At 33.9% G+C, this 22,706-nt stretch carries 15 protein-coding genes; 11 read left to right on the top strand and 4 right to left on the bottom strand.

What is annotated here, in order from left to right; genetic code table 11:
- Positions 1 to 2,564 (top strand): T9SS type B sorting domain-containing protein (locus tag Z053_RS28470; RefSeq protein WP_152538304.1); only part of this gene is annotated, 2,564 nt, incomplete at its 5' end.
- Between the two features lie 93 nt (positions 2,565 to 2,657).
- Positions 2,658 to 3,614: a PorP/SprF family type IX secretion system membrane protein gene (locus tag Z053_RS0113155; protein ID WP_025665478.1), complete on the top strand. Its 957-nt coding sequence runs from the start codon at positions 2,658 to 2,660 to the stop codon at positions 3,612 to 3,614.
- A 139-nt stretch (positions 3,615 to 3,753) separates the two neighbouring features.
- Here the strand turns inward: Z053_RS0113155 and Z053_RS0113150 are convergent, their stop codons facing one another.
- From Z053_RS0113150 to Z053_RS31510, 3 genes are all read right to left on the bottom strand, one after another.
- Positions 3,754 to 4,152, bottom strand: a complete 399-nt coding sequence (locus Z053_RS0113150; protein ID WP_025665477.1) for a hypothetical protein — start codon at positions 4,150 to 4,152, stop codon at positions 3,754 to 3,756.
- Between the two features lie 103 nt (positions 4,153 to 4,255).
- The gene (locus tag Z053_RS0113145; RefSeq protein WP_025665476.1) at positions 4,256 to 5,410 is read right to left on the bottom strand and encodes a DNA polymerase III subunit; all 1,155 of its coding nucleotides are present in this window, start codon (positions 5,408 to 5,410) and stop codon (positions 4,256 to 4,258) included.
- A 238-nt stretch (positions 5,411 to 5,648) separates the two neighbouring features.
- On the bottom strand, positions 5,649 to 5,825 hold the full coding sequence (locus tag Z053_RS31510) for a hypothetical protein (protein WP_159099250.1): 177 nt from the start codon (positions 5,823 to 5,825) through the stop codon (positions 5,649 to 5,651).
- A gap of 373 nt (positions 5,826 to 6,198) precedes the next feature.
- On the opposite strand from Z053_RS31510, the gene Z053_RS0113135 reads away from it, so the two are divergent.
- From Z053_RS0113135 to Z053_RS0113110, 6 genes are all read left to right on the top strand, one after another.
- Positions 6,199 to 7,389: a phosphoglycerate kinase gene (locus Z053_RS0113135; RefSeq protein WP_025665475.1), complete on the top strand. Its 1,191-nt coding sequence runs from the start codon at positions 6,199 to 6,201 to the stop codon at positions 7,387 to 7,389.
- Positions 7,390 to 7,597: 208 nt separating this feature from the next.
- Entirely contained in the window at positions 7,598 to 9,226 is a 1,629-nt protein-coding gene (locus Z053_RS0113130; RefSeq protein WP_035096077.1) for a LysM peptidoglycan-binding domain-containing protein, read from the top strand.
- Positions 9,227 to 9,247: 21 nt separating this feature from the next.
- Entirely contained in the window at positions 9,248 to 10,243 is a 996-nt protein-coding gene (locus Z053_RS0113125; protein WP_025665473.1) for a DUF4837 family protein, read from the top strand.
- Between the two features lie 255 nt (positions 10,244 to 10,498).
- Positions 10,499 to 12,904, top strand: coding sequence for a hypothetical protein (locus tag Z053_RS0113120; RefSeq protein WP_025665472.1), 2,406 nt, complete (start codon positions 10,499 to 10,501; stop codon positions 12,902 to 12,904).
- A 125-nt stretch (positions 12,905 to 13,029) separates the two neighbouring features.
- Positions 13,030 to 15,156, top strand: coding sequence for a Tex family protein (locus Z053_RS0113115; RefSeq protein WP_025665471.1), 2,127 nt, complete (start codon positions 13,030 to 13,032; stop codon positions 15,154 to 15,156).
- 335 nt (positions 15,157 to 15,491) lie between these two features.
- On the top strand, positions 15,492 to 17,945 hold the full coding sequence (locus Z053_RS0113110) for a glycoside hydrolase family 9 protein (protein WP_025665470.1): 2,454 nt from the start codon (positions 15,492 to 15,494) through the stop codon (positions 17,943 to 17,945).
- 98 nt (positions 17,946 to 18,043) lie between these two features.
- Here the strand turns inward: Z053_RS0113110 and Z053_RS0113105 are convergent, their stop codons facing one another.
- The gene (locus Z053_RS0113105) at positions 18,044 to 18,232 is read right to left on the bottom strand and encodes a twin-arginine translocase TatA/TatE family subunit (RefSeq protein WP_025665469.1); all 189 of its coding nucleotides are present in this window, start codon (positions 18,230 to 18,232) and stop codon (positions 18,044 to 18,046) included.
- Positions 18,233 to 18,575: 343 nt separating this feature from the next.
- Between Z053_RS0113105 and Z053_RS0113100 the strand changes: the two genes are divergently transcribed.
- From Z053_RS0113100 to Z053_RS0113090, 3 genes are read left to right on the top strand one after another with little or no spacing between them, the layout of a single operon-like run.
- On the top strand, positions 18,576 to 19,448 hold the full coding sequence (locus tag Z053_RS0113100; RefSeq protein ID WP_025665468.1) for a M23 family metallopeptidase: 873 nt from the start codon (positions 18,576 to 18,578) through the stop codon (positions 19,446 to 19,448).
- 6 nt (positions 19,449 to 19,454) lie between these two features.
- Positions 19,455 to 20,954 carry a GH3 auxin-responsive promoter family protein gene (locus Z053_RS0113095; RefSeq protein WP_025665467.1) on the top strand — a complete coding sequence of 500 codons (1,500 nt, stop codon included), beginning with the start codon at positions 19,455 to 19,457 and terminating at the stop codon, positions 20,952 to 20,954.
- Positions 20,955 to 21,009: 55 nt separating this feature from the next.
- On the top strand, positions 21,010 to 22,704 hold the full coding sequence (locus Z053_RS0113090) for a DUF6909 family protein (protein ID WP_025665466.1): 1,695 nt from the start codon (positions 21,010 to 21,012) through the stop codon (positions 22,702 to 22,704).
- Positions 22,705 to 22,706: the final 2 nt, after the last annotated feature.

Genomic DNA, 22,706 nt, shown 5'->3' with positions numbered 1-22,706 from the left:
TCTGTGATGAAGTGTCGAATAGAGTAAATATTGCATCGCCTCCTGCGATTTCAGTTACGTTAGATCAGAAACAAGATGAAACTTGTAATCCTGGTGATGATGCCTCTATAGAAGTAGTTGCTAATGGAGGAACACCTCCATTCCGATATCAACTAGAAAGTGAAGATAGCGGAGGTGTTATTTCAATACGGGTTCCATTCCAAACAACAACAACAATTTTTACAGGGTTGGATGCCAATAATGCGACTACAAATGTACTGTATAGAGTACGAGTTTTAGATGCCAATGACTGCCCATCAGACGAAACAATAGTTATAAACCCACCAGTACCTTTAGGATTAAATGCAATTGCACCAACGCTATTGACTTGTTCTGATAGTGAAGATGGTACAATTACTGCTACTGCTACAGGAGGCCAAGGACCTGGGACGTATTTCTTCATGTTAACATTCCCGGATGGTTCACAATCTGGAGCGATTGCAAGTACAACAGATACTTTCCAGTGGAATGATCTTAAACCAGGTAACTATATTGTTACGGTTACCGATAATTTAGCATGTGAAGCTGTTCAAGATCCTGTGATTATTAATGCTCCACCAGCTGTAACAATAGATGTAACCCAGGGGCCAATAACTTGTCTTGCTCCTAGTCCTAACCCGATAACGGTTACTGCAGGAGGAGGAACTCCTGGTGGATATGTGTTTAGTAGTGATGGAGTTACCTTTGTTGCTGGTAATATTTCAGCTACAGTCCATGAATTTACTTTACCTGCAGGAGATTATAATTTCTATGTGAGAGATGTGAATGGGTGTGTTTCTCCTGCGTCTAATACAATACCAGTACGAGATCCAGTTCCATTACAAGTAGCATTAGATTCTAGTAACACGTTTATTGTTTGTTTCGGTGAGCCAACAGGTTCTATTGATGCAAGTGTTACAGGAGGATTAGGTAATTATGGCTATCGAGTAACAGGTACAGATTACTTAGGAAACGCAGTAACATTACCTGGCCCATTAGCTACAGATACACAAACGGCAAGTTTCTTTGGCGATTTACCGGCAGGAACTTATAATTATACAGTAACTAGCGGAGATTGTGTAGATAGTGTAACACCTTTTGAAATACGTCAACCAACAGAATTTATAGCACAAGCGTTTGCAACGCCTATTTCATGTAATGGAGAGACGGACGGTACTATACGAGTAGCTGCAACTGGAGGTACATGGCCTCAATACTTCTACTCCTTATATAATAGTGCAGGAAATGCTGTGTTTACATTTATAGAAGATGACTCTGATGGTATTGATTTTGAGCATACGTTTACAGATTTACCAGCAGACACCTATCGAGTAGAAGTAGAAGATGCTAATGGTTGTCCAAGAACTATTATTGATATTCAGATTATAGAACCGGCACCAATTTTGGCTACTGTAAATGCTACAACTCCAGAGGATTGTGCGGGAGATATGAATGGTACAGCTACTTTATCTATTACAGGAGGGTTACCACCAACAAATCCAGCAGATCCTAGTTATTTCTGGAGTATTGATGGGGTAACTTATCAACCGGTTACCGATCCTGCGAATTTGTTTATAGATAATCTACCAGGAGGTACAACTACAGTATTCATTAGAGATTCTCAAAACAATGCAAACTGTCAGGGAGCCTTTAATATTGATATTGAACCAGGTGTTAACCTTGCTGGTGAACTCGTTCCAGAATTAGTATGTCCTATATTTGATTATAGTGATCCTACGAGTCCTGTGATGACTAGTGAAGAGCAATACTTTGTGAGTTTTGATATTGTTGAAGATTCACAAGGATTAGGTATTATTTATACTTTAAATGGTATAAACGGAACACCAAACCCACCTAATAATTCGAATTTGACAGGTAATTTTGAGGTTATCCCAGGAGAGTATGAAGGTATTATGGAATACCAAGGATGTACACGAACAGTAGATACTATCGAGATTCTTGAGTATACTCCATTGGCAATACCAGTTGCTCAAATGACTAATAATCCACAAGATCCTAATGAATATCAAATCATAGCATCAGGAGGAAGGCCATTTGAAAACACTCCTTTCTATGCATTCTCATTTACGATGCTAGAAGAAGGAATGACATTGGATCAATTAGAGCCTTCAGATTATACAGAATTAGATGGAAACATTTTTGTAATACGACAGACTGCTGATTATGTATTGCGTGTTGTTGATGCAGATGGTTGTGAGGTCCTTACGGTTCAGAATCTGACTTATATTAATATTCGTATCCCGAATTACTTTACACCGGATAGTCCTAATAGTACAGCAGAAGATCGTTTCTGGTATCCTAGACAGATTACTCCTAATATAGATGATCCTTTCTTCTTTGAGAACATGGAAGTAATCGTCTTTGATCGATACGGAAGAATGTTAGCAGAATTTAAAGGAGACCAACAAGGATGGGATGGTTTATACCAAGGAAAACAACTTCCATCAGGAGATTATTGGTATTCTATAATTCTGAATGATGTAGATAATAGAGAATTTACAGGCCACTTTACATTATATAGATAATATATAGAGCCTTAGTAAGTTATAAGACTATATGGTAAAAAGCCAGATGGTATAGAAAGAGAAAAGTTAATGATCTGTAATTTTTAATATTAGATGAAGAAGTATATTATCATATTTAGCCTATTTGCAAGTTATTGTACTTTTGCTCAGGAGTTTTTTGCTCCTGTACAAAACCAATATATTGCAGATAACCCATATTTGATATCCTCGGCCTACGCGGGTATTGGAGATTGTTGGCAGATCAGAGCTTCGGGTTTTGAGCAATGGGTAAGTATCGAGGATTCTCCAGGTACACAATCCTTATCAATAGATGGTAGAATATCTGACCGTTCGGGTGTAGGTGCAATTCTGTTTAATGATCAGAATGGATTTACCACTCAAAAAGGGATTCAGTTATCTTTTGCACACCATTTAACACTAAGTGAATATAATAATCAATACCTATCGTTTGGGATTAGCTATAAGTTTACCCAATTTGGTATCGACACTTCGAGGTTTAATAATGGAGACCCTGACAACCCATTTAATCCTGGATTAGCAGATATAAGTGTAAATGATTCTAATTTTGATATTGGATTGTTATATCGTATTGGTCGATTCTTTTTGAGTGCCAATGCTGTGAATTTATTACAGAAAGAGATTGATGATTTTAATCCAACCGAACCTTCACAAATACAGAACTATTATCTATATACTGGATATACATTCTATCATAGGTTTAGTGATATCGAGGTAGAGCCTTCTGTATTGTATCAAAACTTTGCAGGTGATGGTCGTTCTACAGCAGATCTTAACCTAAAGGTTCGTAAAATGCATCGTGAAGATTATTATTGGATAGGCGTTAGTCTTCGATCTTTGGTTGATCAGGATTTTAAACCACTTTCTGTATCTCCCATGTTGGGGATCAAAAAAGCTAATTTTTATGTTGCATATGGATATCAGATTAACGTAAACGAAGTTTTACAACCGACCACAGCAGCAGGATCACATATGATCACGCTAGGATTTGATTTTGGTTGTAGACAAAGTAAATGTGGATGTACCTATTAATAAGATTTTAAAAGAAATTCTAAAATCCTGCTTTAAACAAAGCAGGATTTTTTTTGCCTAATTATTTACTTCTAAAACTGTATAGCACCGATTAGATAGAAATAACACTAATTAATACGCTTCAGTACTATAAAATGTTTTATAAAGAAACTACATATAGCCCAAAGATGGCCACTACAAAGTAACAGGTGATTGTTAAGGCCCCTTGATAATCTTTTGCTACTCTTTGCCCAAAAAGCAACATTAAAAGCGTTATACAGGCTAAAAACATAGCCAAAACGGCATAGCATGTAATATCATCTGTAATAAGATAATAAATACCAATAACGCAACATACAGCCGTAATCATTTCAATGATTAAAACAATTGTTAAAAGAAGAGGAACCATATTCCCCATAAAAGTAGAAGCAAAATGTTCTTTTAGCCAACCAAGGTTTCCTTTCCAATCGATTATTTTATCGATCCCTGATTGCAAAAAAGTAATGAGAAGAAATAGTAAGATGGTTATTGAAACAATATTATTTATAAAATTATCCATGTGAGATTAGTTTAGAGTATCAAATATAGAATAAGATTTGAGACTAAAAAATGTTGATTTTTAATTTACTATCCTTAAGTATTAACAGGCAGTAAACTATACATTATGAACTTTTTTTATGTAATAATCGAGTAAGCTTTATCGAGAGATCGGTAAGGATTATTTTTGCATTACCATTTCGTTCTATATGATAAGCAGCATCTTGAAGTTCGTTACAGATATCCATAATATTGCCACCGTGTATAAAAGGAGCAAAGTTTTTTAATTTAAAACCATTTGTATTTGGTTCTAGAAAGACCAAATCTTCTGCACCATAATTAAGTAACATTGCTTGTCTGAAAAAATCCAGGCAATATTTTAGAAACTTTTTTTGTGTTTCTCTTCCTGTACCTGCAATAGATTCACTCCAGGTGATTAAGTCATTTACAGCAGACTTATTCCCTTTGGCTTTAAATGCTGTACGTACCCATTGTATAAACCAATCTTCAAATTGATCATCACCACCATCATGGTGTAGCAGGTGTAAAGCTTTACTATAATCACCATTAGCCTGATGTGCTATTTTTAAAGCATCGCTATCAGAAAGATTCTCTTTTTTCTGAAGCGCTTCTTTTATTACCTGTTCTCCCAAAGGAGGAAAATGTAATACCTGGCATCTGGATCTAATGGTTTGTATAAGCTGCTCCTCATCTTCTGTGATAAGTATAAATATGGTTTTCTCAGGAGGCTCTTCAATTAATTTAAGAAGCTTATTAGAAGCGGCAATATTCATTTTATCCGCCATCCAGATCAACATTATTTTATACCCTCCTTCATAGCTTTTTAGTGAAAGCTTTTTAACGATTTCAAGAGCTTCATCTACTCCTATTTGACCTTGTTTTTTTTCAATTCCAAGAGAAAGATACCAGTCAAAAATACTTCCATAAGGATTTTCATTTACAAAATGCCTCCACTCCTCTGCAAATTGATCAGATGTGGGATGTTTTTTTACCTTATCGTTTACAGCAACAGGATATACAAAATGCAAATCAGGATGCGCCAGATGATCAAATTTTACATTACATGACTCAAGACCATTTGTATTTTCCCCATTTTGATTTTGGCACAAAACGTATTGTGCATAGGCAATAGCCATAGGTAAAGTCCCACTACCATTTGGGCCAACAAAAAGCTGCGCATGAGGTATTCTTTGACGATCAGCACTGGTGGTCAAATAGCTTTTGATATGTTTTAAACCTAATATTTCTGAGAAAAGCATGGGCAAATATAAGAGATACCTAAAAAAGAAAGCAGATCTATAAGATATAAAACCTCATAAAAATTGAAGAATCCATAAATTACCAATACAGTAATTAAAACATGTGGTATTTATTTAACCTCAGGATGTGCACTCATAACAAGTATTACTTATTATCTCTCTCTAGAAAATCCTTTCTATAAATACCAGAGCTAAACACAAAATAAATTAGTGTTGACCTTCACAGAAAATTAGGAAGTTATAACCCTTTTAGATAAACTCCCAGTAGCAGAAGTACATATCCTGCTAGTACAAGCCAATTACTATTTGCTGCCAGAACAGGGTGAATATGTGAACCTAGAAGGCCTAAAAGAACAAGTACAATACTTATGATTACTGTAATTTTTTTTGGTGTGCGTGCAGATAAATTACTCATAATTAGATAGTTGTTTAGTGTTTTGTAAATACAATATAAAAATAATTTTTAACATAAAATCCTGTGTAGATATTTTACCAATGCAAACATGACGTTAATAGCTTCGAAGACTTATCTTATTCTAAGGTATCTAAATGGTAAGTATGAAAATAGGATAGAGTACTCGATTTTAAAATAAATATCAAGATGACAACTTTTTTGGTTTGATAGTAATACGATTATTTAACTATGATTCTTTTATTGAAAAAAGGGTTTTTATAAAAATTTGATAAAAGTGAAAAATTACCTCTGGTTTCGAGCAATTTTTCTATCAGATTTTGATGTTTTTAATGAAATAGAATTATTTTCGTTTGCGAAAAACCAATTCAGTATCATGAAGACAATTGACGATTTTAATTTTGAAAATAAAAAAGCATTAATTCGAGTAGATTTTAATGTTCCTTTAAATGAAAATTTTGAAGTAACAGATGACACTAGGATTCAGGCTGCAAAACCCACAATAATTAAGGTTTTGGAAGATGGAGGGAGTGCGATCTTAATGTCTCATTTGGGTAGGCCAAAAGGTGTTCAGGATGAATTTTCATTAAGGCATATCGTAGAAAAAGTTGCAGATATTCTTGGAGTTCAGGTAAAATATGTAGCTAACTGTGTTGGTCAGGAGGCAGAAGATGCTGTTGCAGCCTTAAACTCTGGTGAAGTTTTATTATTAGAAAACCTAAGATTTCATCCTAATGAAACAAGCGGAGATACTGGTTTTGCAGAACAATTATCAAAACTGGGAGATATCTATATAAATGATGCATTTGGTACAGCTCACAGAGCACATGCTTCTACTACTATTATAGCACAATTTTTTCCTGAACGAAAATGTTTTGGTAATTTATTAGCAAAAGAAATAGAAAGTATTGATAAAGTATTAAGAAGTGGAGAGAAGCCAGTGACTGCTGTTCTGGGAGGATCAAAAGTATCTTCAAAAATTACGATAATCGAGAATATTCTAGATAAAATAGATCACTTGATTATTGGGGGAGGAATGACTTATACTTTTATTAAAGCTCTCGGAGGCCAAATAGGGGATTCTATTTGTGAAGATGATAAACAAGAGCTGGCATTAGAGATTTTAAGAAAAGCTAAAGAAAAAGGAGTAGAAATTCACCTTCCTGTTGATGTATTGGGAGCAGATGCATTTGATAATAATGCAAACACTAAGGTTGTTGCTGTTAATACGATTCCTGATGGTTGGCAAGGACTTGATGTAGGGCCCGAGACAATGAAAGTTTTTCATGATGTAATTTTGAAATCGAAAACCATATTATGGAATGGACCATTGGGTGTTTTTGAAATGGAAAATTTTGCTAAAGGAACTATAGCATTAGGACACTCTATAGCAGAAGCTACAGCAAATGGAGCATTCTCTCTTGTAGGAGGAGGAGATTCTGTAGCAGCAGTAAAACAATTTGGTTTTGGCACTAAAGTAAGTTATGTTTCTACAGGAGGAGGAGCTATGCTAGAAAGCTTAGAAGGTAAAACACTACCAGGAATAGCTGCAATAGAGAATAAGTAGCGTGTAATTTTGTAAGAAAACACTTATTTTTTATAAAAATTATGAAAAAACGGGCGTTTTAACCGTTTTTTTAATGTTTTTAACGCTTTGATTTTTTGCAGTTTAGAAAAAAAAGTGCGATTTTCGCTGCTGTATTGTTGATAACATGTTAAAAACAATACAAATAGCCCCAATTTTCCGTTGAACTAAAAGCAAATGCATTTGTAAGATGAATAACTATTGCACATTATTTCTTTCTTTTCTATTAGTTTCGGTTTCGTTAATGGGACAAGAAACATCATCAGAGAAACAATCAACTCCTCCAAATACCAAGGAGATTGTACTTGATAAGACTCAGGATTTAAAACAAGATACAGTTCGAGTCGTAGATACAACTCAAGTAATCAAAACAACGGGAGAACTACAGACAACTACCATTACATCGACAAGTGTAAAAGATAGTGTGATTTACGTAGCAAATGACCATCCTAAGATGTCACAGTTAGACTCTATCTGGAAACAAGAATTATATAACTCTAGCCTTTTTGATACCATTTACAAATCAGTTACCGAACTGAAATATGAACCAGTAGAATATGTTGATCTTCCTACCGATACGTTAAAAGCAAGATTGGCAGAACTAAATGCACGTACACCTTTTAATGTAGAGTACAATCCTTCATTAGAGAGCGTGATCAAGAGATATTTAAAAAACAGACACAAACATTTAGAACGCTTAATGGCACTAAGCGAATTTTATTTTCCACTTTTTGAGCAGGAGTTAGACAATCAGAACATTCCGTTAGAAATAAAATACCTTGCTATTGTAGAGTCTGCTTTAAAACCTAGAGCAAAGTCCAGAGTTGGAGCTACAGGATTGTGGCAATTTATGTTTGGTACCGGTAAAATGTTTGGTTTAGAAGTAAGTTCATACGTAGATGAGCGTATGGATCCGATAATGTCTACCAAAGCTGCTTGCAAATATCTTTCTAATTTGTATAAAGTATTTGGAGATTGGGATCTTGCTTTGGCTTCATATAATTCGGGGCCCGGTAATGTAACCAAGGCCATTCGTCGTAGTGGAGGATATACAAACTATTGGAATATCAGACATAATCTTCCTAGAGAAACTGCGGGATATTTACCTGCTTTTTTGGCAACAATGTACATTTTTGAGTATGCAGACAAACATGGTTTCAAACCTAGAAAACCAGAGTTTGCCTATTTTGAAACCGACACCATTCGAGTAAAGCAAATGATCACATTAGATCAGGTTTCAGAATATATAAATATTGATATCGAAGAATTACAATTTCTAAACCCTTCCTATAAATTAGATATCATTCCATATATCAAAGATGAAGATTATGTATTGCGATTACCACTGGATAAGATTGGTCCTTTTGTTACTAATGAAGATCAAATCTATACATTGGCAAAGGCAGAATTTGATAAGCGCGAAAAACCATTACCTAAATACTTTGAGGCAAATGATCGGATTCGATATCGAGTACGTAGCGGCGACTATTTGGGAAAAATTGCGAGACGCTATGGCGTTAGAGTAAGTCAAATTAAAAAATGGAATGGTTTACGAAGTAATAATCTTAGAATTGGTCAACGTCTTACCATTTACCCTCGTAGGCCAGTAGTAAGTAAATCTAGAAAAACTACAACAAAAAAAACTTTAACTAAGGTTGCAGCTAATAGCTCAGAGGTATATACTGTTAAGACGGGAGACACTTTATGGAGTATTTCTCAAAAATTTAAAGGAGTATCTGTCGAAAATCTTAAAAATTGGAACGATATTAGTGGTAGTGGTATAAAACCAGGTATGACACTGAAACTTTCAAAATCATAACCGCTAACTATTATCTATCTTATGAGAAAATTATCCCTCGCAATTGTTTGCCTGCTTTGTATTTTTAGTTGTACAGAAGAGGTTAAAAAAGAAAAAAGCCAGAAGAGTCAGGAGTCTATGGCACACTCTAATGGAAGAATAAATCACCTTTCTGTGGTTGTAGATAATGAGCTATGGAACAGTAGTGTTGGTGATACTATAAGAAAATATTTTGGAGCCGAAGTACCGGGTCTACCTCAAGAAGAACCATTATTTACATTGCGACAAATACCAATGGAAGCCTTTACCGGACTTACAAAACAGAGTCGTATTTTTCTGTGGATCAAAAAAGAAGATGGAGGAGAAAATAAATATGGATTATTAAAAAATAAATTTTCTAATCCTCAAATCGGTGCTGTAATTTCTGGAGCTACCGATGATGATATTACCACTTTGATTCAGGAGAAACATGAAATGATCGTTTCAAAATATAAGTCTTTAGAAACTAAAGAGAAACAAGCTATTATCAAAAAGTCCTTAGAGAGAATTCCACAGCTACAGGAAAAATTAGGAATCACTTTAAATATTCCTTCTGCATATCGTATTGCCATTGAAGAAGACAAGTTTTTTTGGATACGTAAAAATATTAAGCATGGTAGTATGAATCTTATGATCTATGAATTACCATTAGGAACGGTAACCAAAGATTCTAATACAGTTTCTAGTATCATAAAAATGAGAGATTCTATAGGAACAGTAAAAATTCCTACTCCAGAAGTTGGTCATTTTATTACAGAAGAGGCATATGCACCTTATCTTTACGAAATTGAGTTAGATAATAGATTTACTTTCGAGACCAAAGGAACCTGGGAGATCAAAGATCGCTTTATGGCAGGTCCATTTGTTAATTATGCTATAGAAGACATTGCTAATAATAGATTAATGGTATTAGAAGGTTTTGTATTTGCTCCTTCGGTTAGTAAAAGAGATAATATGTTTGAGCTCGAAGCAATTATAAAAACAATAAAATTCGAGTAAGTCTCATATACATTGCAGAAATTTAATATCTATAGGTTTTAATTCACAACTTGTTATAAAAGACAGAAATCTCTTTTAAGAGAAAACACTTAAAATGAAGGTGTTTTTCTCAGGATTGGTATAAGAACTATTTAATCTTACTACTACTGAGTTTTTTAATTCTGAAAGTGCGTTTTTAACTAAGACCCTAGCAGCTAATTAATGTGAGTTTTAAAGTTTGTATATACTAGAGAAATTAAATATAAATAAGGGCTTATGAATCACTTTTTGCTAACACTATTATTGTTCTTTTTTTCGATAGGATTAAATGCTCAGAATAATAGTAGTTCATCGCGCTCTGCACAACAAGCTAATAATGACTACTTTAGTGTGCCTAGAGAAACATTATACCTGCATTTGGATAAAAGCACCTATATTACTGGAGAAGAAATATGGTTTAAGGGATATGCTTATGATCGACAAAATAATCTTCCTTCTTTTGGCTCAACAAATCTCAATGTTCAATTATTTAATCAAGAAGGAAAAGAACTATATAGTGGTTTGTTTTTTGGCTCTAGAGGTAATTTTAGAGGTAACATAAAAATTGATTCTACCTGGAATAATGGTAGCTACTACCTAAGAGCATCAACGAATTGGATGAATAATTTTATAGAAGATGAGTCCTATATAAAGAAAATAGAGATCATAAAAGAATCCATTTCCAAAGAAATTGTCACAGAAAAGTTAAGATATGATTTTCAGTTACTTCCCGAAGGAGGTTATCTAGTCTCGGAAACAGATAATAGCATCGGGTTTAAGCTCATTAATAATAGAGGTTATGGAGTACATTTCGATAAAGGGTATGTTGTTGATGATCAGGAAAATAGAATTGTTTCATTTGTGTCAAATAGATTTGGCATGGGTAAATTTAATATACATCTAAGATTAGGTAAAAAATATAAAGCCGTTATACAGTTCAAAAATGGTGAGAAAATACAAGTGCCGTTTCCTCAAATACAGACTAAAGGCATAGCTATAAATGTTGATAATATGCCAAGAGATTATGCGCTAATAGAGTTTAATACTAATACAAAAACATTGGAGGATTTAAACGGTGATCATTATTATTTATTGGTTAAACAAAACCATTTATCAAAGAAAATTCCTTTACATTTTTTACCAAACGAACTAAAGAGGAGAATCTCATTAAAAAGAGACGTTTTTTATCCAGGAATAAATACACTAACCGTGTTTAAAGAGAAAACTCCTATTGCAGAAAGATTATTGTTTAATTCTTTTGATAAAATTGTTGAGGACATTAGTGCTTCTGGCAACAAGACTATAAAAGATTCTTTATCGATAAATATCAAGGTGCCTGCAAAAAAAGGAGTGAGATATGATCTAAGTATTTCTGTATTACCTGAAGGCACAAAATCAAATAACCCCAATGATAATATTTATTCGGCAATGGTATTACGACCTTACTTAAAAGGTTTGATAGAGAATGAAATATATTATTTTACTGATGTAGATAGAAAAAAAAGGTATGATCTTGATTTATTATTGATTACTCAAGGCTGGAGTAAATATAGTTGGAAGAGAATCTTTAATAATAAACCTAACATATTGTATGGATTTAATCAAGGGTATAAACTGAAAGGAAAGATACAGGGAAAAAACAAAGATGATATATATAAATTATATATGCATCCAACTATATATCAAAAAGGTCATTTTATTGATGTTGATAATACAAATTCTTTTGAATTACCCAATTTTTTCCCTGAAAAAGGAGAAGAAATTAAACTTTCTGGGGTAACCTCTGATGATGTTTTTGTAGAGCCAAGATTATATTTGCAAATACTATTAGATCAGCATAAAAAGCCACTTAATGATATTGTTATTTCACAACAAAATAATATAGAAAGCAAAAATATAAACAAGAGCATAAAAATTCCTAAAGGGTTTATTGCCGATAATATTGAGGTTTTAGATGAAGTTTTGTTGAAGGCAAAAAGTAAAGAAGAATCAGAAAACACAAGTAAAGTACCATTGCTTAAATACATTAAAAATAATTCTAAAAAAATCACTCCTAAGATAGCTAGGGATTTCCCCGTCATATTAGACTATATTAAGTCTGTAGGAAGGTTTTATATACGAGATCAGAGACCAGTTACTTCAGATGTAGTTATTTACAGCCGTGCCCCAAGTTCTATAAATTTTCCTACTCAGGTTCCTGTATTTGTAGATAATGTTGAGTTAAGAGGCGATAAAAGTATATTAACAGTATTGCGAACTAATGAAGTAGATAGAATTTATATTGATAAAATAAGTTATGGTTTGGGTGCCCGAGGGGGTGCAGGGGCATCAATAAGGATATTTACTAGAAAAGTTCCTTTAGGATCAAAAATTGACGTCGATGAAAATTCTGTAGAATACACAATGGAAAAGGGATTTGAACCTGTTAAAGAGTTTTATAATCCAGGATATTCAAACTATCTTGATTTGGGATTTATAGATTATGGTTTGATTCATTGGCAACCTTGGGTCGATTTTAATAAAGATGGCTTTGGAACGTTTAAGATTAAGAATACCAACTTAGAGAACATTACACTTTTTATTGAAGGAATGGGGAGTGATGGAAGTTTGATATCCAAGATTCAAACAATACGTCTGAATTAGAATTTTGTGACACGTCTTGTATGTATAAAAGCAATTTTCTAAAAAATTGTAGAAAACTTTCTCTTCAGTATAAAATAATCTTTCATTTTTGGCATTATATTTAGCGATTCCAAAAACTTGATTTTATGAGTATCGTTTCTTTTATAGCGAAGCAGATTCCTGTTTCAGAAAAACAAATTGCGAAAACTATTTCCTTACTAGACGATGGGGCTACAATTCCCTTTATCTCTAGATATCGTAAAGAGATGACGGGAGATCTTGATGAGGTAGCTATTGGTGAAATTGTAAAACATAAAACTGCTTTTGAAGCTTTAGTAAAAAGAAAAGAAAGTGTATTAGCTACGATCAAAGAGCAAGAAGCATTAACTCCAGAGTTAGAGAAAAAAATCCTGTCTGCAGATACACTTACACAAGTAGAAGATTTGTATTTACCATACAAGAAAAAAAGAAAAACTAAAGCTTCTGTAGCCAAAGAGCAAGGGTTAGAACCCTTGGCTAAGATCATTATGCAGCAAAGAGAAGAAGAAATTCTTTTTGTAGCCTCACAGTACCTAAATGATACCGTTACTAGTGAAGAGCTAGCATTACAGGGAGCAAGAGATATTATAGCAGAATGGATTAATGAAGATGAAAAAATAAGAAATAGATTACGAAGACTATATCAACGCAAAGCTACAATAGCCTCTACCATAATTAAAACAAAAAAGGATGATGCAGCAGCTCAGAAATACTTACAATATTTTGATTGGGAAGAACCACTTCATAAATGTCCATCGCATCGGCTACTAGCAATTTTAAGGGCCGAAAATGAAAAAATAGTAAGAGTAAAAATTGCAGTACCAGAAGATGATGCATTAGATATCATAGATAGTGTGATGATCAAAACAAATGTTGAAGCTTGTACAGATCATATGTTTTTGGCTGGTTCTGATGCTTATAAACGATTGTTAACACCAGCAATCTCTACAGAAATACTCAATCAATTTAAAGAAAAAGCAGATGAAAATGCGATAAAAGTTTTTGCACAAAACTTAAAACAATTACTATTAGCCTCGCCACTAGGACAAAAGAGAATACTAGCTTTGGATCCAGGTTTTAAATCAGGATGTAAAGTGGTGTGCCTGGATAACCAAGGTGACTTACTGCATAACGAGAATATTTATCCTCATCCTCCACAGCGAGAAACTACAGGAGCCATTAAAAAAATACGATCTCTTGTAAATGCATATAAGATTGAAGCTATTGCTATAGGAAATGGTACCGCTGCTCGAGAAACAGAGGCTTTTATTAAAAAGATACCTTTTGATAAGCCAGTCCAGGTGTTTATGGTAAATGAAAGCGGAGCTTCGGTATACTCGGCGTCTAAAATTGCCAGAGCAGAGTTTCCTACTTATGATGTAACTGTACGTGGTGCAGTATCTATAGGAAGACGATTAGCTGATCCTTTGGCAGAATTAGTAAAAATTGATCCAAAAGCTATAGGAGTAGGACAGTATCAACATGATGTAGATCAAACCAAGCTCAAAAACGAATTGGATACGGTAGTAATGAGTTGTGTAAACGGTGTAGGTATTAATGTAAATACCGCTAGTGTTCCGCTATTAAGTTACGTTTCGGGTATTGGTGAAAAACTCGCAGAAAATATTGTAGCATATCGATCAGAAAATGGAGCGATACAATCACGCGAAGAGCTCAAAAAAGTACCAAGATTGGGAGGAAAAGCCTATGAGCAGGCAGCAGCTTTTTTACGAATTACAAGCCCTAAAAACCCACTTGATAATTCTGCAGTACACCCAGAGCGTTATAAATTAGTTTCGAAAATGGCAAAAGACGCAGGAGTTCCTATAAACGAATTAATAGGGAATAGAGAGGCTATTACAAAAATCAAACTACAAAACTATATTACCGATGAGGTAGGGCTTCCTACATTAACCGATATTGTGAGAGAATTAGAAAAACCTGGTGTAGACCCAAGAAAAAAAGTAACTGTCTTTGAGTTTGATCCTAATGTAAAAACCATAGAAGACATAAAAACAGGAATGAAACTACCAGGAATTGTAAATAATATTACAAATTTTGGATGTTTTGTCGATATAGGGATTAAAGAAAGTGGATTAATCCATATCTCAAAATTAGCAAACGAATATATTAGCGATGTAAATGCTGTAGTACAATTACATCAACACTTGATGGTTACCGTAATAGAAGTGGATATAAACAGAAAGAGAATTCAGCTTTCTCTTATAGACTAAAATATACAACCAAAAAACATTGTAATTTCTTGTTTTCATACTAACCACAAATTAATATCTCTATCAATTTGTCGATTATGAATTGAAAAGATACATTCATTAGCTGAAATTGTATAACTACCAATTCTATATCATAATTATTTTCTGATATGCATATGTTTGATTTTTAAGAATGTCTAATATTTAATATTTAAGACAAAAGAATCAATAAAAAGCACCTGTTTTATTTCTAAGGATTTAAGAACTATAACTTTTCTAGTACTATGGCTATTTAAAGAAAGCAATACCCTTGTTTTTAAAGCTTTAAGAAACTCAGGAAATTTTGGTAAGTAATTATGAAAAAATACTTGTATTTAATTTTAATATTTCTTTTTAAAATTGTTTCAGCGCAGACTATCGTCGATGTGCATACGGCTAACACAAATGTTATTGTTGTTGTTCTTGAAATGAGCGTAGAGAATCAGGATGTAATTCCCTCTACTTCAGGTTGGACTGTAAATGGCACTATTCCTGTTTCTATTGGAAGAGGAGCTGGTGTTTATGACGAAAGAAAGTATGATTGGACGGTGGGATATTATGAGATTTTTGTACGACATAATATATATCTCGAATTAAATCAAAATTTAGTAAATAATACAAACTATACTATAATAAGCCCCTACGGCACTACATCATTAGCTTTTTCTGATACCGAAGTATTTTGCGAATCAATTAAGGTAAATCAAGAAGGGTATAGTGGAAACGCAACAGGAAATTATGCCAACTTTGGTTATTACGGCGGCAATCTGGGATCCACAATGTTTGATGTGATACCAGATTATCAAGTAATTAATGAGAATAATACCGTGATTACTTCAGGAAAACTGATCTATTGGGGAGATGATACCGATATAGGACTGGCAACTTCTGGTGAACATGTATATAGGATAGATCTATCCAATGTTCCTGTAGGAGGACCATACCATATTGTTGTAAATGGGGTTGGCAGATCTTACTCCTTTGGTGTTGGGAATAATTATTTGCGTAAAATAGCCGAGGTTCATGCACGGGGGATGTTTCATCAACGTTGTGGTATCGAACTCAAAAGGCCATATACAGAATATGAAAGAGAAATATGCCATGAAGAAAGTGCTTTTACTATGGATACATGGTCTTCTTCGAGTTTTATTGATGTGCCGAACGATGCAGAAATGCATGCTGTTATAGGTGGATATCACGATGCAGGAGATTTTGACAGACGACCTTATCATACGGTTATTCCGATAACAATGCTTTCAACTTTTGAAGCATTTCCTCAAAATTTTATTGACAGGCAATATAATATTCCAGAATCAGGAAATGGAATTCCTGATTTTCTTGATGAAGCTTTATGGGGCGTTTTAATTTGGGAAAATTTACAACTCAATCAGGATAACTGGGATAACCCAGATGATTTTGGAGGCGTAATGCAAGGAACCGAAACCATGGCGCATCCGACATATGGAGCACATAGAGCAGATTATGAAGATGATCGCCAATATGGTACTTTTGAAGTTGGGATTAAAACAACTCTTGAAGCAGCCGGAATGTTTGCACAAGCTTCCAGGATTATCGAACCTTATGACTCTGACAGGGCTTCGGATTTGTTTGCAAAGGCCGAACAGGCATGGTCTTATATAGACAGAAATTATGTTTCCGGAACACATCGTGGAGCTATGTTGTATGCTGCCTTGCAAATGTATCTGGTTACCGCTATAGGTAATGATACAGAGGATGCACAGAATAGGTATCATACACTATTTAGAGAAGAAGTATTAAACACTATTATTAATGGAGGAACATGGCCAGACCAGTACTTAGGAGGTAATATGTCTGCAACAATTAAATCTTCTCAGTTTATTAGTTATTTGCTTGTAAGTGATATTTATACAGATCCCACTATCAGCGAAGGATTGCTAAATGCACTCAAATTTCAGGCTGATACCGGAGGATATATGGGTTGGAATGAAAATGATTTTCCATATGCACAAGGTGTTACAAAATATAATGGATGGGGAGCTTCTACTGCACAAGGTAGATATACAGAAGATCTGGGTTATATGATGCGGTTAAGCACTTCAGAAGAAGATAAGCAACATTATTATAACCAGATAAGCAATTATGCCAATTATTCTCTAGGGTTAAATCCACAAGGACATAGTTATGTAACAGGATTGGGAGATAAACAACCTATAAGTCCGGCACACCTCGATAGTTACTATACCAAATACGGTGAATTACCAGGCGGAGGTGCACAACCGGTCATCGGAAATGTTCCTGGTATAGTTATCTATGGTAGTACCGAGGGTAGAAGTGGGCAACCATATCAAAGAGTTATTACAGACAAACTTTATCCGGCTTGGGATGACTTACCTGGGTTAAGAAGATGGAGTGACGGATGGTCTCTTATTAACGGAAATGAATTTACTACATGGGAAACAATGGTTTGGAATGTATGTATGTTTGGAATCCTCTATGATGCTTCTATTGATGAAATAGAAGTAGTAGTAGAAGAAGAAGTAGATGATATGGAAGAATCTAACAACGAGTTTCTTATTTATCCTAATCCTTCAGAAAATACGATAAATATTAACTATTCTGAATTAGAAGGAACCAGAGTAGAGATAATAGATATGATAGGTAAAAGAATTTATCGTGAAGTGGCAAGTCAAAATGAACACTTTATTAGGCACTCGTTTGCAAAAGGAGTATATTTTTTAACTGTTTCTAAAAAAGGAGAAACTCTCGTTAAAAAGTTTATCGTTCAATAATAATTTGATGGTTTAATATATTACATTTTTAAAAAATAAAAATATAAAAAAACCCAACTCTCATGAAGTTGGGTTTTATATATAAGGTGTTTCAGAAATTATTTTTTCTCATCAATCTTAGGATCTTCTTCTTCTTTTGAGGCATCCTTAAATTCTTTTATACCACTACCAAGGCCTCTCATTAGCTCGGGAATCTTCTTTCCACCAAATAAAAGCAATACAATTGCTACAATTAGAGCAATTTGCCATGGGCCAATCATTCCTAAAAATATACTAGATAATATCATGATCTTAACTATTAGATTACAAAGTTAGCAAGAAATGATTAAATATATGTTTTTAGCTGTTAAAAAACGGATTTTTATATCAATTTTATCAAAATCAATAGACGATTTACCTATCAAAACCGTTGTGTTTATCTCTGACTGAATATTTACATCTCATAAGATTAACTTTTTGTAAGAAAGACGTTTTTGATTAAAATAATAACACAATAATTTGATAAAAAGACAAAATTAGAAGGTAAAATGTAAATTTCGCAGGTAAAAGGTAAACCCAAGATGAGTTCATTATGTATATTTGCGATTAATGATACCGATTTGATAACATTCTTTATTGAAGATGTAATCTATGGCAAAAAAGAACAAAGAACAAAAAAAAATTACCAAGAAGCTACTTAATAAGTATCGCTTGGTTATCCTTAATGAGGATACTTTTGAGGAACGAATATCATTTAAATTAAACAGACTTAATGTTTTTGTAATGGTTACTATTACCTCAATTGTTTTGGTAGCAGGAACCACTTTTTTAATTGCATTTACGCCGCTTAGAGAATATATCCCAGGATATTCTTCTACCTCACTCAATTTGAGAGCTAACAGATTGGTGGCTACTACAGATTCTTTGGAGTCAGTGATTAATATAAATCAGGAATATTATAAATCGATCAGAAAAGTACTTACAGGAGATGTAAAAACTGTAGAATTTGATATTGATTCTGCAATACAATCCCAAAAACTAAATCCTGAAGAGATCGATCTTAAACCTTCAGAACAAGATATAAAACTTCGTGAAGAAGTATCTAAGGAAGATAAATATAGTCTATTCGAAAGTGAAAAATCAAGCTCTGATTTTTCATTGTTTCCACCGGTAAAAGGTAACATTACTTCTAACTATAATATGAATGAAAAACATTATGGTATAGATGTAGCGGTCCCCAAAGATACCCCGGTAAAAGCAGCATCTTCTGGGACTGTAATTTTTTCTGAATGGACTGCAGAAACTGGTCATGTAATTATACTTAAGCATAGCAATAACTTACTTACAGTATATAAACATAATGCCTCTCTGACCAAGCGACAAGGAGAACAAGTTAAGGCCGGAGAAGTAATTGCTACAGCAGGCTCTACGGGAGAGTTGTCTACAGGGCCTCATTTACATTTTGAATTATGGCGAGATGGATACCCGACAGATCCTTCTAACTTTATTGATTTTGAACAATAATTATCTATGTCCTTAAAAACATTAGGAGCTAAAGTATTTGCTAAGCGAATTCGCAAAAAAATTAATAAATGGGCATCAAACCCAATAAAAACTCAAGAACAAGTTTTTGCAGACCTTATAGAAAAAGCAAAAAACACGGCCTTTGGTAAAGATCATAATTTTCAGGATATAAAAACATATTCAGACTTTACACAAAATGTCCCCATACGAGATTATGAAGAATTAAAATCATATGTAAATCGTGTTGTAGCTGGCGAGAATGATGTACTTTGGCCAGGAAAACCATTATATTTTGCGAAGACATCGGGAACTACAAGTGGCGCAAAGTATATTCCTCTTACCAAGGACTCTATGCCTACTCATATTAGAGCGGCTCGTAACGCGATTTTATGCTATATTGAAGAAACCAAAAAAGCAGATTTTGTAGATGGTAAGATGATATTTCTTCAGGGGAGTCCAGAGATGAGTGAAAAGAATGGAATATTATTAGGAAGACTCTCAGGAATAGTAGCGCATTATGTACCAAAATACCTTCAAAAAAATAGAATGCCTAGTTGGGAAACTAATTGTATTGAAGATTGGGAACAAAAAGTCGATGCTATTGTTGAAGAGACAGTACATCAGAATATGAGTGTGATAAGTGGTATTCCGCCATGGGTACAAATGTATTTTGAAAAACTACAGCAAAAGACAAATAAAACTATAGGAGAACTTTTTAAAGGCTTCGAACTCTTTATATACGGTGGTGTAAATTTTGAACCTTATAAAGCTACATTTGAAAAATTAATTGGCAGAAAAGTAGCAGGTATCGAATTGTATCCGGCTTCAGAAGGGTTTTTTGCATTTCAGGACAGCCAGAATGAAAAAGGAATGCTTTTGCAACTGGATTCGGGGATGTTTTATGAGTTTGTAAAGGCAGATGAGTTTTTTGAAGAAAATCCAAAGAGATTAACTATTGGTGAGGTCGAAATAGGAGTAAATTATGTAATGCTGGTTTCTACTAATGCTGGGTTATGGGCATATAATATTGGAGATACAGTATTGTTTACAAACACATCACCTTATAGAGTAATTGTTTCTGGTAGAATAAAGCATTTTATTTCAGCATTCGGAGAACATGTGATTGGTAAAGAAGTTGATCAGGCAATTAAAGATGGTATAGAAGCCACCGGGATAATGATTAATGATTTTACTGTAGCACCACAAGTTAATCCAGATCAAGGTGAATTGCCCTATCACGAATGGTTTATAGAATTTCTAGAAACTCCAGAAGATACGGGGAAATTAGCTTTAGAAATTGAGAATTCGTTGCGAAAACAGAATTCATATTATAATGATTTGATCGAGGGAAAAATATTGAGGACATTAAAAATAACTCCAGTTTCTAAAGACGGATTTAAAGATTATATGAAATCTGTAGGTAAACTAGGAGGGCAAAATAAACTTCCAAGACTTTCTAATGATAGAAATATAGTAGATGTACTCACAACTATAATAGACAAATAGTCCTAATTGAATTTTAATGTTCAGTTAGTATACTTATATTTGCTAGGAAAAATTTATGGCAAATCTTATATTACAAGGAAGAACAAGAGCTCAGGAAAGCTCTAGCGCAATTGAACGCATGTACATAACTATGCGCCATCTATTTAATAGAGGTTTTTATAAACCCATGGGAGTTTCTGGAGATACGCTTAGAGAGGCATTGTTAATACTTCGCCCAGAGATTTATGGCTCTGTCGCAGAAGAAAAAGTAGAACTTAATGGATTACTCTATGTTATTGATCGCTTACCATTTGGTATTGAAGAATGCCGATATATTAACTTAACAAGTGACGAAGGATATAAAAACTCTCACTTTAAAGCTATAGTACCTCCCAAAAGACGTAGGAACTGCTATCGTATAGATGATGAGCAAATGAATATCGAGATTACCAGAGGGCGATCAGAAATATATGATATTCTTACGCACCTTACCTTTTTATTTATAGAATCACATAAGATCATGAATCGAGTAGTGATTAATGAGCAGGGTAATGTTACCAGAGATTGGCAAAAATTAGAAAAAGCTGTAGCGTCTAAAAAAGATTTAACCAAAGCCGAAAGAGAAGTCGCTTTGACCCATACAGCTAATATTTTAGGAAGAACCTTTGAAGAAGTTTCTTCTGTATATGGTAGTTTTTCTTGCCCAGAAAACAAAGAGCGGTTTTTAGATATTATTTATTGGCTGGGTAAGCTGGCGATAGAAGAATCAATTGAAGATGAAAAGAGAATCGTAACCTTTAGTCCAGTATTAAGAGAAAGATTGGGCCATCATATTCATGGAGAGATTTGGGCAAATACGATTAAAAACAAATTAGAAGAATTAAATTTACTTGATCGCCCAATTCACATCATTAGTGCTAATATGCATAGTGTAATGAATACATTATATGCTTCTGTTGCTTTAAAAAATGAGTTGAAAGATAAAAGTATTTTTGACGTTTATGAGTCATTAAGTGATAATAAAAATGACAAACTAAGAGCAAAAGTACGAAAGTTAGCCTTGCAAAAAGGAATGACTTATATAGAAGATCAAAGTGGAGCAAATATAAATGTACAGATATTTGATACTGCTCAATATGCAGATTGTGAATATAAAAACCTAATAGTAGATATCGAAGATAGTGATAAACCTGTAATTATCGTAATGGATTATGCATTTGGAGAACAGGCATATGAGACGATGGATGAGCTATTAAAACCATATATAACTACCCAGGGAGCCAAAACACATATTGATGTTAAATCTATTTCTATTATGGGTAAAGCGGGCATTCTTGAAGGAGGAAAAGGAGATATTATGATACCATCTGCTCATGTTTTTGAAGGGACAGCAGATAATTACCCGTTTAAAAATCAGTTAAAAAAGAAAGAATTAGAAGGACATGGCATTGATATCTATGACGGAGCAATGATTACAGTTCTAGGAACCTCTTTGCAAAATAGAGATATTCTGAAGTTTTTTCATGATTCTACCTGGAATGTAATTGGACTGGAAATGGAAGGAGCACATTATCAAAAGGCGATACAATCAGCTTCTAAACTTAGAGGTAGTATCAGCCCAAAAGTAAAAGTACGATACGCTTATTATGCTTCAGATAACCCCTTAGAAACAGGGAGTACATTAGCTTCTGGAGGCTTAGGGACTACAGGAGTAAAACCAACATACCTAATAACTGAAAAAATAATAGAACAAATATTTAAAGAAAGATAGTA

The organism is Aquimarina megaterium XH134, assembly GCF_000520975.1.
In the GTDB taxonomy this organism is placed as follows: Bacteria; Bacteroidota; Bacteroidia; order Flavobacteriales; family Flavobacteriaceae; genus Aquimarina; species Aquimarina megaterium.
Note: the sequence above shows the minus strand (reverse complement) of the source record. Positions and strands in the feature narration are given on the sequence as shown.